This is a genomic window from Armatimonadota bacterium, assembly GCA_028871815.1.
Classification (GTDB): Bacteria; Armatimonadota; Chthonomonadetes; order Chthonomonadales; family Chthonomonadaceae; genus REEB205.
Window position 1 is genome coordinate 22,249 of record JAGWMJ010000008.1, and the last position, 13,140, is coordinate 35,388.

The 13,140-nt window shown below is 63.9% G+C and carries 11 protein-coding genes; 3 read left to right on the forward strand and 8 right to left on the reverse strand.

Annotation, left to right across the window (positions count from 1 at the left end; genetic code table 11):
- Nucleotides 1-20: 20 nt before the first annotated feature.
- Together KGJ62_10400 and KGJ62_10405 are read right to left on the reverse strand one after the other, a co-directional pair.
- The gene (locus tag KGJ62_10400) at nucleotides 21-2,294 is read right to left on the reverse strand and encodes a copper-translocating P-type ATPase (GenBank protein MDE2126989.1); all 2,274 of its coding nucleotides are present in this window, start codon (nucleotides 2,292-2,294) and stop codon (nucleotides 21-23) included.
- 9 nt (nucleotides 2,295-2,303) lie between these two features.
- A complete protein-coding gene (locus tag KGJ62_10405; GenBank protein MDE2126990.1) occupies nucleotides 2,304-2,585 on the reverse strand; it encodes a metal-sensitive transcriptional regulator in 282 nt (93 codons plus the stop codon).
- A gap of 96 nt (nucleotides 2,586-2,681) precedes the next feature.
- Here KGJ62_10405 and KGJ62_10410 point away from each other — a divergent pair, with 96 nt between their 5' ends.
- A complete protein-coding gene (locus tag KGJ62_10410; GenBank protein MDE2126991.1) occupies nucleotides 2,682-3,548 on the forward strand; it encodes a phosphodiester glycosidase family protein in 867 nt (288 codons plus the stop codon).
- Here KGJ62_10410 and KGJ62_10415 read toward each other — a convergent pair.
- The 5 genes from KGJ62_10415 to KGJ62_10435 form a co-directional block, all read right to left on the reverse strand.
- Nucleotides 3,545-4,102 (reverse strand): sigma-70 family RNA polymerase sigma factor, encoded by a 558-nt coding sequence (locus tag KGJ62_10415; protein MDE2126992.1) that lies wholly within the window; start codon nucleotides 4,100-4,102, stop codon nucleotides 3,545-3,547. The genes KGJ62_10410 and KGJ62_10415 overlap by 4 nt on opposite strands.
- Before the next feature lie 245 nt (nucleotides 4,103-4,347).
- On the reverse strand, nucleotides 4,348-5,004 hold the full coding sequence (locus KGJ62_10420) for a DUF1559 domain-containing protein (protein ID MDE2126993.1): 657 nt from the start codon (nucleotides 5,002-5,004) through the stop codon (nucleotides 4,348-4,350).
- A 64-nt stretch (nucleotides 5,005-5,068) separates the two neighbouring features.
- Nucleotides 5,069-5,575 (reverse strand): hypothetical protein, encoded by a 507-nt coding sequence (locus KGJ62_10425; protein MDE2126994.1) that lies wholly within the window; start codon nucleotides 5,573-5,575, stop codon nucleotides 5,069-5,071.
- 335 nt (nucleotides 5,576-5,910) lie between these two features.
- Nucleotides 5,911-7,635, reverse strand: coding sequence for a GMC family oxidoreductase (locus KGJ62_10430; protein MDE2126995.1), 1,725 nt, complete (start codon nucleotides 7,633-7,635; stop codon nucleotides 5,911-5,913).
- Nucleotides 7,587-8,000: a gluconate 2-dehydrogenase subunit 3 family protein gene (locus tag KGJ62_10435; GenBank protein MDE2126996.1), complete on the reverse strand. Its 414-nt coding sequence runs from the start codon at nucleotides 7,998-8,000 to the stop codon at nucleotides 7,587-7,589. Before KGJ62_10435 ends, KGJ62_10430 begins: the two co-directional genes overlap by 49 nt.
- Before the next feature lie 100 nt (nucleotides 8,001-8,100).
- Here KGJ62_10435 and KGJ62_10440 point away from each other — a divergent pair, with 100 nt between their 5' ends.
- On the forward strand, nucleotides 8,101-9,450 hold the full coding sequence (locus tag KGJ62_10440) for a hypothetical protein (GenBank protein MDE2126997.1): 1,350 nt from the start codon (nucleotides 8,101-8,103) through the stop codon (nucleotides 9,448-9,450).
- A gap of 173 nt (nucleotides 9,451-9,623) precedes the next feature.
- On the forward strand, nucleotides 9,624-10,232 hold the full coding sequence (locus KGJ62_10445; protein MDE2126998.1) for a transposase: 609 nt from the start codon (nucleotides 9,624-9,626) through the stop codon (nucleotides 10,230-10,232).
- A gap of 922 nt (nucleotides 10,233-11,154) precedes the next feature.
- Here KGJ62_10445 and KGJ62_10450 read toward each other — a convergent pair.
- Nucleotides 11,155-12,951: an ABC transporter ATP-binding protein gene (locus KGJ62_10450; protein MDE2126999.1), complete on the reverse strand. Its 1,797-nt coding sequence runs from the start codon at nucleotides 12,949-12,951 to the stop codon at nucleotides 11,155-11,157.
- Nucleotides 12,952-13,140 lie beyond the last annotated feature (189 nt).

Sequence of the window (13,140 nt, forward strand, 5' to 3'; positions counted from 1 at the left end):
TCGAGCGCGGCGCAGCCACATCACGCTGTCTGCCGCTTGTATCTCGCCAACCGAAGCGCGTTACCAACCACGCTGATATCGCTCAGCGCCATCGCTACGCTGGAGACGATAGGTGAAAACACGACGCCACTGAGAAGGTAGAACAGGCCGGCAGCCATGGGTATGCCAAGTGTGTTGTAGCCGAACGCAAAGGTGAGGTTCTGACGTATATTGCGCATGGTCGCGCGCGACAGCAGGATGGCGTCAACCACACCGTTCAGGTCGCTGCCGGTCAGGATGACATCTGCTGCCTCGATAGCAATATCTGTTCCAGCGGCAATTGCGATACCTACATCCGCGGAGGCCAGAGCGGGAGCGTCGTTGACGCCGTCTCCCACCATGGCGACCACGCCGAACTCCTTCTTGAGGCGGTTGATTTCTGAGGCCTTGTTCGCCGGCAGTGTCTCGGCCACCACCTGCCGGATGCCGACCTCCGTGGCCGCGGCATTCGCCACCGCGGCACGATCTCCGGTGATCATCACCACCTCAAGGCCCAATCGCTTGAGTCGCGCCACCGCTCCGGCTGCCGACGGCTTGACGGCGTCGGCAATGCCGATGGCGGCGACAACCGATCCATTCACCGCCAGCAGCACCGGCGTGTTCGCGCGCGTTTCAAGCTCCTCGATCTCAGTCTGCAGCTCCTGCGGGATAACGGCTCGCGCCTCCTTGATCAATGCGGGTGACCCGGCAATCACGCGGCGTCCGGCGACGATCGCCCGGGCGCCACGGCCCGGTACTGCGAGGAACTGCGATACATCCGGCGCCCTGACGGCACGAGAATTGGCAGCATCCACGATCGCTCTGGCTACGGGGTGTTCACTGCCCTGCTCCACCGCGGCTGCGGCTGCCAGGGCATCCACCTCGGTCCAGCCATCCGCCACCTTGATATTCTGGACAACCGGCCGGCCCTCGGTGAGCGTTCCGGTCTTGTCCATCACCACGCATCGAACCGCGGAGAGACGTTCGAGAGCCGGCGCACTCTTGAACAGAACGCCCATGCGCGCGGCAGTGGCGGATCCCACCATGATCGAGGTTGGCGTGGCGATTCCCAGGGCGCACGGACAGGCGATGATCAACACGGCAACTGCCGCCGTGACGGCGTGGCCCAGGCGCGGATCGGGGCCAAACAGGAACCAGCCGGCAAATGTGAGCACTGCCGCCGCCAGAACCGCAGGCACAAAGATAGCCGTCACCCGATCTGCCATTCGCTGTATGGGGGCGCGTGACGCCTGGGCTTCCTGAACCAGCTGAGCGATGCGGGCGAGGGCAGTCTGAGATCCAACTGCCGTAGCCGTCATTTCAAACGTGCCATCGCGGTTCAGCGTGCCGCCGGTCACCAGGCTGCCCTCCACCTTGTGAGCCGGCTCGCTCTCGCCGGTCAGCATGCTCTCGTCCACCCAGGACTCGCCGGCAGTAACCTTGCCATCCGTCGGCACCTGGCTGCCCGGCTTGACACGCAGCCGGGCTCCGACCGTAATGGCGGTTCCCGCTATCGTAACATCTCCGCCATCCGTAACCAGAATCGCTTCCCGCGGCCGCAAATCCAGAAGCGCCTGCATCGTGTGCCTGGCGCGGCCGCGCGACCTGGCCTCCATCAACTGGCCGGTGAGGATCAGCGTGATGATCACTGCCGCGGTTTCGAAATACGCGCCGCCGGAGCCGCCGTGCGCCGCCACGTAGTGGGGTGCAACGGTAACGGCCGCCGACCACGCCCACGCGGCAAACGTACCAAGCGCGATAAGCGTGTTCATATTCGTGGTTCGACTCTTTAGAGCCGCCCATGCACCCGTAAAGAACCCGCTGCCGGCGCCGAACACGACCGGCGTGGTGAACGCCAGCTGCAGCCAGTTCCACCACGGCGCGTTCATCGTGCGAATGGGGAACAGACCCAAGTGGCCACCCATATCCATGATCAACACCGCCGCTGTAAGTACCGCGGCCACCAGAATCCGGCGCACGGCGCCGCTCGTCTCATCGTGCTCCATACCGGGCATCTGCTCGGGAGTCCCGGGTTCCGCAATCGTCGCGTGATAGCCGGCGGCTTCAATCGCCTCGATCAAACTGGCTTGCGGCGTGGCCGCTCCGGCACGAACCACGGCGCTTCCGGTCATCAGATTGACGTTAGCGTCCTCAACGCCGGGCACGCCTCGCAGAGCCTTTTCCACGTGCGCCACACACGACGCGCAATGCATTCCGGTTACGGTAAGCGTGCATGCAGCAGCCGCCGAAGTGTCACTGGAAACGGTACTCGTCATGGCCGCGCCTCATTTGGCAAACTTGTAGATAACGTCCATCATTTCGCGGTGGATCCGCTCAGCCTCAACGGGGTCGCCGCGGCGAAGCGCGTCCGTGACGCAGGTCTCCAGGTGGTTGCGCATTATCACCTTGCCTGCTGCGCGGAGGGCTTCATGGATCGCAGAGATCTGCGTCAGCACCTCCACGCAGTAGGCCTCATTCTCCACAAGGCGCTTTACCCCTCGAACCTGTCCCTCAACTCGGCTGAGCCGGTTCAGCACATCCCTCTTTGTCTGATCGATTACGGGCATGGCGATGATTATACCCCTCTAGGGTATACGATCGGCATCTCCAGCCGGTTCCATCGCGGGCGCCGCGGATTAGAAGCAGAGGAAAACCGGCTGCCCGTGGCGAACAGGAAGCTCGCTACCCCGTCGGTGAGTCTGCAGCCGTCTGTCGTCGCGAAGTACCTCCTGATGCCATTCCCTTACTTGCGCCGGTTGGCGACCGTGTTTGGTTTCGCCATCGTGTGCCATGCTGCCATGGCGGCTCCGCTGCGATCGTATCGCACCGTCGCGGCCGGTGTACCACTCATGGTGGTTGCTGTTGACCTCAACGACCAACATGTTCGCGTTACGGGAATGACGGCAGCCGGCGGCAGCGGCAGCGCCGAGGGCTTCGGCAGCATGGTGCGCCGCACGCACCCGGCGTTTGCCGTCACCGGCACCTACTTCGACCCTAAAACGCGGGTAGTACTGGGTTCTCTGGTGGTCGACGGCCAGCTGGTGCACCACGGCGGCTACGGTACCGGGCTCTGCCTGACGGACGACAACCGGTGCGAGTTTGGCGGCCCGTACATTCGCAACGGGCGTGTGTACTGGGGTGATTACGACTTCGTCTGCTGCAGCGGTCCCAGGCTGGTGCGCTCCGGTCGAGCCGGAGTTAACGCCGGACGGGAGGGATTCCACGATCACCAGCTGCTGTCGCCGGCCACGCGCGCGGCTGTTGGACTTACCTCAGACAACCGGCTCGTTTTTGCCGCCACCCGCGACAAAATCTCGCTGCCACGGATGGCGATGGTGATGAAGGCGCTTGGCTGCCGTAACGCCATCGAGCTGGATGGTGGCGCATCGCTGGCGTTCTACTACCGCGGCAGCTACCTGATCACGCCGCGGCGTCCGCTCACAAACCTGATCCTTGTCTACGACCGGCAGAAGCAGTACGCACGTTTTCGCCGGCGTTTAACGCACCATGTGGGGCAACGACCGGGCTAATCCTCGTCGTTCGCCACGCCAAGCATCTCAAACTGCGACCAGCCATGCGCCGCCAGGTAGACGCGGACCCTGGCTCTGGCGCGGCGTATTCGCTGCTCGGCAGCTTTTTGCGTGGTTCCTGTCTGCGCCGCCAGTTCGCGAACCGTGTGGCCATCCTGGCAGTGACCGATCACGAGTGCCCGCTCTTGCGGATGCAGTTCGGCCAAAGCCTCCAGTAGAGCCGCGCGCGCCATATGCAGCAAGGCGGTCGCGGCGCAAGGGTCCTCATCAGCGCCAGCGCGGCACGGCGGGCAATCCGCTGCCAAACCGTCCTGCGAGCGGTGGACTCTGCGTTCGTGTCTTAGCCAATCGCGGGCGTGGTTCCGCGCAGACTTGTAGAGCCAGCCGCCATCCAGGGAGCTTGAGAGTGGCGCTTCACGCTCCGCCGCCGCCATCCACCGCAGCAAGAAGCTGGACGCGACATCCTGTGCGTCATCCTCGTGGATGCCCAATGCCCGCGCTGCGCGGTACCCGGTCTCGCGCACCCTCCGCAGCTCAATCGCGGTCGCTCCCATCGCCAACCCCTTCAGTCAATGCGTACGTGGACCGGCATTAACCAGCGGCAGCCTCTGGCCGTCAACGCCGGCAATCAGTTCAGCCATTGCCGCATTTGCGCGATGTCGTCAGCGAATCGAGCACTGGGCGCAAGCTGCGTCCTGCGTCGTTGACACCGGCGTCACCTGGGCTGCCCAGGCAATGGCCGCTGCAAGCATGGCCACCGCAGCGAGCAAACATGCCGATCCTGCCCATCGTTTCACGATCACGGGTAACCTGGGATCGGGTGGCTCACGCCTACGCCCGCCGCTTCAGCACGGCTCAGGTTTTTGGCGTGGTTATCGGCGAACACGATATTGTATCGCCGCAATGGCACTTCCAGATCACCGTGCCAGCTGCCGGCGCCGTCGAAAAGCGTTGCGGTTTGGGCCGGGTTGGGCAGTGACTCCACAGTCTGCTGCTCCGCCGCAAGCAGGCTGTTGTAGTAGTAGCTGGTGCCAAAAGCCGAATAGCTGGAGGTTACGAAGGGAGTTACCTCGTCTGAGCCTGGAAAGAGCGATGGCGCGCCCGTGCCGGAGGGACAGTGGAAAACCTCGCGGCTGCGGGTATATGGCGCCAGCGCCACCTGTATCATGGGCAGCACGGGTATGGCCGATTGATAAGCTGGAAAGTCTGCCCAGTCACTGGCGTCGAGCTGGATGAAGGGATCCACCGCCCATGAATACCGTTCATCGTAATCTGCCGTGTACATCGCCACACCGAGGCCGATCTGATGCAGGTTCGAGAGGCATGCGCTGGTGCGCGCCGCATTCCGCGCACGGGCAAATACCGGGAACAGAATGGAGTCCAGCACGCTGACAATGCCGATGACAACCAGCATCTCAACCAGCGTAAAGGCTCTCCGCTGGGACTTGTCTTTCATGGGTGGTATCCCATTGCTGTCAGTGCGCGCCTTGCGCATAAGCGGACGACATCGCGCCTATCGTTCAACAGCTGTACAAGAGCGGGGACTGCGCGACGTGCCTTGAGATATTGACAGACACGGGCCGCGGACGACTTGACGATTCCGTACCTGCTGTCTGTTGGGTCGTCGCGCGATAGAAGCGGCACAACGGCCGTAAGAGCGCGCGCCCGGTGCCGTGCGTCAGACTCATAAGCGGTGCAATAGCATCGACAGTAATCAGAGCGTTCTCACCTGACTGCAGTGGCCGGTTGATAAGGCCAAGCAGGAAAGCAAGGTCGCTGTCGGTTATGGTGTGCGTGGTATCGACTTGATCGTTAATGGCGAGCCAGCGAAGGTAGTCTGGCTTTCGCATGATGCCGGCCGCCTGCATGCTGCTGGCGACGGCCTCGTTCGTACGCGCTACCATAGCGGCATTATAGATGCGTGCGCCGAGGAGCACGAGCAGCGCGAGGCCCACGCACAATAGCGCCATCGCCCGCATCGCGCGTGGCCGTCCCTGGCGTGAACTCGGGCGGATCCTAGGCGCCATCAGGGCCTCCCGGCTGACATTGCATCCGGACCGCGACCTGATGTCCAGCTATGGGCATGTGCGCATAGCACGGTGACTATCGCGCGCCGTTGAACACAGGGAGACACATGCCGGCGAATTGTTGCAATTTGCCGGAGTAGAACTCATGTTACAGCACGACTGGCGCCGCGGTTGGCTTGTGCGGTCTCAGCTAGTTGCTGCCTCATACTGCCTTAACGCCGCGGAGCGCCCGTTGCGACACCTTGTTTCGTACGCTCCGCTGCGAACCTGTGGACCGTGACGCCAATCGGTTCGGCAGTGACTCTCCCCGCTACACCGGGTGGAGCTTGCAGTGGTTAAAGTGCGGCCACAAAGCCGCCGATGCGGAAGGCCATCGCCATCACTGTGAGCACCGGGTTGAAGCCGCCGTTGGTCACGTGGAGCGAGGCATCGGCGATGAAGAGGTTCTGGTGGCCGTGTACGCGACCGAAGGAATCGGTCACCGAGGAGCGGGGATCACGGCCCATTCGGCACGTGCCGGCCTGATGCTGGCCGCCACTGAGGCCAAGCCCTGGCGGGCCGCCCCATATTCGGGAGGCGCCGCTGGCGCGCAGCCACTCGCAGCAGCGCTCCCAGATCGCCGCTGCCGTCTTTACGGTTTCCGGATGGGTTCTACCGCTCAGCCGGGCAACGGGGATGCCCCACCGATCACGCACGGAGCCGTCAAGCTCCACGCGCGCGTTGGGACTGGGAATCTCCTGCACCGGTCCCGTAACCTGCAGGGTGCGCCGGTAGTTCTCGCGCATCCACCGCTTGTTCTCAATGCCCCAGCGGGGCACATCGGGCGGCAGCCCATTTCGCCAGAAGATGATCGGCAACTCGATGAAGTCGTTGCACAGCATCGCGCCGCCAATAACGCCGGGATTGCCGTGGTTGAACCGGCATGTTGCAATGCAGGGGCCGGGCCCTACCCCGTCCCAGCATGGCTCCTCCATAAGCCCGCGAGCCGAAGGATAGTAGTGGCCCTGCAGGTTTCGCCCGACGTGACCCGACGCATTGCCCAAACCGTCTGGGTGCATCGACGAGCGCGAATTGAGCAGCAGGCGTGCGGTTTCAATGGCTCCAGCCGCAACAACAACCGTGCGGGCACGCACGGAGCGCAAGTTCGCCCCCGTGTAAGCCTCTTCGAGCAGCGCCACACCGGTAACTTCCCCCTTGCCATCCGTTACGATCTCCCGAACAACCGCGCCGGTGGCAAGCTGCAGCAGTCCCGTAGCCAGTCCGCGAGGAATCATGGTGCTGTGGACGCCGTTTTTGGCGTCGACCGGACATGGAAAGCCCACGCAGTGCCGGCAGTGGATGCAGGCATTGCGGCCGCCGTAGGGGATTGTGTTCATCAGCATGGGTGGCGGCAGCGTCTCCCAGCCAAGCGACGCTGCGCCGCGCGCCAGGGGAACTCCGCTCCCGGTCACTGGAAACGGTGGCATTGGGTAGCCGCGCGAACCCGATCCGGTGTATCCGTACGACGATGTGTCGCCCGCAACGCCCAACTCCCACTCGACACGCTCGTAGTGCGGCGCCAGGTCACCGTAGGTTATCGGCCAGTCTGCCAATGAACTGCCATCCGGCACACCGTACTCGGAAGCCATCCGGAAGTCTTTAGGATGAAACCGCCATGCCTGGGCGCCGTAGACGCGCGTGCCGCCGCCGACGCAGGATGCGTTGTTGTTCCACGCGCCATCGGTAGCGAGCACCGTGCGCGGAGCCGACCCGGTTGCATCCACGCGGGGGTTCTCAGCCAGGGACGGGCCGGCATTGACGCCGTACAGAGAGAGGCGCTGGTTGCGGAGATGGTCGCCGCCATCGGGATCTGGCGCCACATGCGAACCGCGCTCCACGAGCAGCGTGCGATGTCCAGCTTCGGCCATCAGGCAGGCCACGATACCGCCGCCGGCGCCCGCGCCAATCACAATACAGTCATACTCAGCCTGGATGGGCTCTGGCGCCGCATCGGCGGCGCGCGACAGGCCGGTCAAGGCGCCGAGATCTCGCCCGGTAAGAGATAGCCAACCATGCGCCATGACGTCATTTCGGGATTACCGCCGTTTCCGGGATCCGCATAGTAACCTTCCGCGGCATGGGAGGCGGCGGCCGGCAGCAGGTTCCGCGTTTCCGGGCAGGCTTCGCCCGCCGCGATCGCCACCAGCAGCTCCAGCTGCCGCTCGGAGCCGCAATCGGCGAACGGGCAGCTGAATCGTGCCACCGACTCGGCATCCAGTTCGGCAAGCGCGGACCGGTAGGCCGGCAGCATGTGGCGCAGCGGGCCGGCGAACTGCCGCATCAGGTATTGGCCAACCCCATTCCGCCAGGCCGACGGCCAATCATCTGCCGGAATAAGGCAATCCATAAAGGCACGAAGCGTGCTTAATTCAGACGGTGTCAACATGGGATTGTTTAGCCCTACGCCCGCTGTTTGGACGGCCGGTGAGGATTTACCTCCATCCGGACGGCGCGCGGGGAGCGGCGACCGGGGTAACATTCGGGCGATGCCGATCGCCGTCGTACTCCTGCTCGTCTCGCTGCTGCCTTGCTCCGCTCTCCACACCTCCATGCCGCCTCCGAAAGGGCCGTCCGCCGATCTCGCGTACTTGCGGAGTGCCGCACGCCAGGTAACGAGCGCCGCCATCGTGCGCCCCGGCGCGGCGGTTACCGGCGGTGGAGTGAACACCACCGGCACTACGCTCCGGGCTCCAGGCGGCACTCTCACCACCTATCCGGCATTCTGGATTCGAGACGCCGCCATGATGACCGGGGCGGGATTTGTTGATGCAGCTGAGCTGAACGGCTGGATCCGGGTGATTGCCGCGATACAGCCCGGCGCCGGTGGTCTTACGTTTCCGCACGGGCTGAGCGTGCCGGCCTACAGCATTCCCGATCACATTACGTTTGGCGGCGCGGCCTGCTGGTTTCCCGGCGCCTACACCGACCAGGGTGTGGGAAACTACGGCTACCTGCCGCCGGCAGACGACGCATACTATTTCATCCAGATCGTAAACGAGTATGTTCGCCTGTCGCGCTCGCCGGAAGCTTTTCGCACTGAAGTGGCCACACCCTGGGGCGAACAGCCGCTGGACACGGTGTGCGCGCACGCATTCGACTCGGTGGCCATAGACGGCGGCAGTGGCCTGGTAACATGCGGCAACACACCCACTACGCGCCGCGTCGATTGGGGCTTTTGCGACTCGATCACAAAGTCCGGCGAATGCCTGATGCCCTCACTCCTGCGCTGGCAGGCGGCCAATCGGATGGCAAATCTGTTCGATGGTATCGGCAAGCGCCGTGAGGCGCAGCGCTTTCGCGCCGCGGCCGCGTTGATTCGGCGGAGTATCCGCAGCACGTTTTACCAGCCGACGGGCGACGGAAGGGCGCTGCTGCTGTCGGCCACCGGCATCGGACGAAAGGACGACGTGTGGGCTTCGGCGTTCGCCGTATGGCTCGGCACTCTTCCGGCCGCGGAGAGCCGCGCCGTGGCGCGCCACCTCGTCGACCTCTATCTCGGCGGCGAAATCTGCGAAGATGGCCAGGTCCGTCAGCTTCCGCGCACGGGCCCGCTCGGCGGTGACTGGGAGAGCGCGAGTTCCGGTCCCGGGGCCTACCAGAATGGCGGATACTGGGCGACGCCTACCGGCTGGCTGGTGGTTGCGATGCACACCGTGGATCCGGCAGCTGCCGCACGACTGTTGCACGAGTATGCCGGGTTCGTCGCGGCACGACGGGCAGAGGGCGCACCGTATGAGTGGGTCAACCCGAGCACAAACAGCTTTGTCAACGCCAACTATGGCTCGTCAGCCGGACTGGTGGTTGCCGCGATCGAACACGCGGGGATATACAGGTAACGGCGGCAACGGCACCGTCCTGGCACCACCTTGGGACGGTACTGGGACCGCGGGCATCCTGCCCGCAACGGCCTGGATTCTGCAACCATCCCGTTGGTGCCCCTGTAAAACGGGGGTACCATGCGCGCAACTGGGGGTGATTGCAAGTGCAACCGAGCGAGCATACCGGTGGGGTGGAACGCGCAGCAGCGCGGTTCGCGTCAGCATCAGAGCCGGTGTGGCACTCCCGCGGCTACCTTCCACATTTCGAGGCCGGTGAGGTAGCGCAGCATATCGTTTTCCGCCTGGCTGACAGCCTTCCCCGACGGATTGTCGCCGCAATGGCGGCGCGACTCGCGGATCTGCCCGCGTCCCAGATCGAACTCGAACGCCGCAAACGCACCGAGAGAGTGCTCGATTCAGGTTACGGTGCTTGCTGGCTGCGCCAGCCGGAAGTCGCGCAGATCGTTGAGGGAGCGTTACTCTACTTCGACGGTGACCGCTATCGGCTGCACGCATGGACTGTGATGCCAAACCACGTACACGTTCTGGTAACTCCCCTCGGTGCCAACACCTTGTCCGGAATCGTTCACGCGTGGAAGTCCTATACGGCAAACAAGGCGAACCGCATTGTCGGGGCTTGCGGGCAGTTCTGGCAGTCGGAATACTACGATCGTGCGATTCGCGACGATACGCATTTTACCGCCGCCGTCTTTTACATCGCAGCGAACCCGGTGAAGGCCGCCCTCTGTGCAGATCCGATTGATTGGCCGTTTGGAAGCGCACGACTTAATGGCGCTTGACACGACCGGAATGTCAGGCGACGAGCCGACAGCACTTTCAATCCGTGGATTCTGGGACGGTCCTGGGACCGCGGGCATCCTGCCCGCAATTGCATGGAGTCTGCGACGGTCCCCGGGGCCATACGGAGCGGCGTGATACGTGTCATCCCGGCGCAGGCCTTACGGACGGTTGCGGGCAGGATCCACGCGGTCCCAGGGCCGTACGGAGCGGCGTGATACGTGTCATCCCGGCGCAGGCCTTACGGACGGTTGCGGGCAGGATGCCCGCGGCCCCCGAGGCCATACGGAGCGCCGTGATACGTGTCATCCCGGCGCAGGCCTTACGGACCGTGGAGGGCAGGATGCCCGCGGCCCCCAGGGCCATACTGAGCGCCGTGATACGTGTCATCCCGGCGCAGGCCTTACCTACCGTTGCGGGCAGGATGCCCGCGGTCCCAGGGCCATACGGAGCGGCGTGATACGTGTCATCCCGGCGCAGGCCTTACGGACCGTGGAGGGCAGGATGCCCGCGGCCCCCAGGGCCATACTGAGCGCCGTGATACGTGTCATCCCGGCGCAGGCCTTACGGACCGTTGCGGGCAGGATGCCCGCGGTCCCAGCGCCATACGGAGCGGCGTGATACGTGTCATCCCGGCGCAGGCCTTACGGACCGTTGCGGGCAGGATGCCCGCGGCCCCCGAGGCCATACGGAGCGCCGTGATACGTGTCATCCCGGCGCAGGCCTTACGGACCGTTGCGGGCAAGATGCCCGCGGTCCCAGGGCCATACGGAGCGGCGTGAAACGTGTCATCCCGGCGCAGGCCTTACGGACGGTTGCGGGCAGGATGCCCGCGGTCCCCGGGGCCATACGGAGCGCTACCGGGAATCTTCCTGTCCCCCGGTCTCACCCATTACCGGCCCTGCCGACACGCACGGGCCCGACTTACGGATCTTCAAACTGAACCGCGTAGAGCGCCGCGTATGCGCCGCGACGCTCGATAAGCTCGGCATGAGTGCCACGCTCTATAACGCGCCCCGCTTCCATAACCAGAATCAGATCGGCGGCCAGAATCGTGCTTAGCCGGTGCGCAATGGCGAAGGTGGTGCGCCCTTCCATAAGACCGGCGAGAGCATTCTGAATGAGCCGCTCCGACTGTGTATCCAGTGCCGAGGTCGCTTCATCGAGGATGAGGATGCGTGGGTTTTTTAGGATCGCGCGGGCGATGGCGATGCGCTGCTTCTCGCCACCGGAGAGCTTATAGCCACGTTCTCCCACAACCGTATCGTACTGCTCCGGCAGCGTCATGATATGGTCGTGTATCGCCGCGGCGCGTGCGGCGGCTTCCAGCTCCTCGCGGGTGGCGTCCGGCTTGCCATAGCGCAGGTTTTCGGAGACCGTGTCGTGCACGAGGTACGTCTCCTGCGTCACCACACCAATGAGCCCGGCGAGTGAATCCTGGCGCAATTGCCGCACATCCACACCGTCGACTCGCACCGACCCGCTCTCCACGTCGTACAGCCGAGGAATCAGGTAGGTCAGCGTGGTCTTGCCGGCGCCGGAGTGGCCAACCAGTGCGACGAGGCTGCCGGGCCGCGCTTCAAAGCTGATATCGGCAAGCGTCGGCTCGTCCTGATCATCCGAATAGCGGAAGGTGACGTGCTCAAACGACACGTCACCACGCGCCTTTGCGGCATCCACGCTCACGGCATCGGGTGCATCGACGATGTCCTGCTTCAGGTCCAGATACTCAAAGATGCGGTCGAACAGGGCCACGGCGCTGGTGACGTCCACCTGTGTGTTAAGGAGGTTGGTGAGTGGAAAGAAGAGGCGAGACTGGAGGGCAGTAAACGCCACGATGGTGCCGAGGCTGAGGGCGCCGGAGCCGTGGACGATGAGGTACCCGGCCAGCCAGTAGACCAGCGCAGGCGTGATCGAGAAGGTGAGGCCGATGAGGTTGAAAAAGCCTCGCATGATCATCGCCATCTGCACCTGAGACCGGGTCAGGGCCTCATTCTCAACGGCAAAGTGGCTCTGTGCGGTGCGGCGGCGGCCACTGGTTTTGCTGAGAAGCATCCCCGACACCGAAAGCGTCTCCTGCATCGTGGCGTTGAGAGCAGCCAGCTGGCTCTGTACGTTGCCGCGAACCGAGCGGGCGTATCCTCCCACCCTTGCCCCGATCACCGCGAAGACCGGCAGGATGCCCACCGAGAGCAGGGTCAGGCGCCAATCCATGTAGACCATCACGACCAGCGTTGAGAGCACGGTGGTCACGTTGGAGAGCACCGATGCGGCTGTATCGCTGACCACCGACTGCACCCCACCAACATCGCTAACCAGCCGCGACTGTATCTCGCCGGTTCGCGTGTTGGTGAAGAAGCGGAGCGACATACCCTGCAGATGGTCGTAGAGCCGGTCGCGCATATCTCGCATGATGCGTTGACCAACCACCACGCTGAGGTAGCCGTAGCCCAGGCTGAGCGCCGTGGTTCCGATGGTGGCGGCCAGCGTGTACAGAGTGAAGAGAGTGACCACATGCAGGTTGTGGCCAAGCAGGCCCCGATTGACGATGAGCCGCAGGTAGAGCGGTGGAAGCAGTCCAAGGCCAGCCGAACCCAGCACGGCAGCGGCCGTCCAGATGACGGCCGCTTTGTACGGCAAAAAGAGACGCGCGATTCTGGTGACCGTCTCGCGCGTGATGGGTTTACCTGGGCTGCGCATCGGCCCGTACATCATTCCCATGGGCCTATGTCTCCAGCGGAACGGCCGGCAGCGTCACCGACCAGAATCAACAATCGCCGGCCGGCGATAATCGGGCAAATAGGTGTCGCTGCGTCGGCCACGGCTCCTACCTGCACTATACCTCACGGCTGGACTAGCAATTAAAGCGGAGGCTGTTTCGTTGTATGATGTTCGGAGCCTCGCCGATCA

Coding starts and splice junctions, on each gene's coding strand:
- KGJ62_10400 (MDE2126989.1), bottom strand. CDS start 2,294: ATGACGAGTACCGTTTCCAGTGACACTTCGGCGGCTGCTGCATGCACG.
- KGJ62_10405 (MDE2126990.1), bottom strand. CDS start 2,585: ATGCCCGTAATCGATCAGACAAAGAGGGATGTGCTGAACCGGCTCAGC.
- KGJ62_10415 (MDE2126992.1), bottom strand. CDS start 4,102: ATGGGAGCGACCGCGATTGAGCTGCGGAGGGTGCGCGAGACCGGGTAC.
- KGJ62_10420 (MDE2126993.1), bottom strand. CDS start 5,004: ATGAAAGACAAGTCCCAGCGGAGAGCCTTTACGCTGGTTGAGATGCTG.
- KGJ62_10425 (MDE2126994.1), bottom strand. CDS start 5,575: ATGGCGCCTAGGATCCGCCCGAGTTCACGCCAGGGACGGCCACGCGCG.
- KGJ62_10430 (MDE2126995.1), bottom strand. CDS start 7,635: ATGGCGCATGGTTGGCTATCTCTTACCGGGCGAGATCTCGGCGCCTTG.
- KGJ62_10435 (MDE2126996.1), bottom strand. CDS start 8,000: ATGTTGACACCGTCTGAATTAAGCACGCTTCGTGCCTTTATGGATTGC.
- KGJ62_10440 (MDE2126997.1), top strand. CDS start 8,101: ATGCCGATCGCCGTCGTACTCCTGCTCGTCTCGCTGCTGCCTTGCTCC.
- KGJ62_10450 (MDE2126999.1), bottom strand. CDS start 12,951: ATGGGAATGATGTACGGGCCGATGCGCAGCCCAGGTAAACCCATCACG.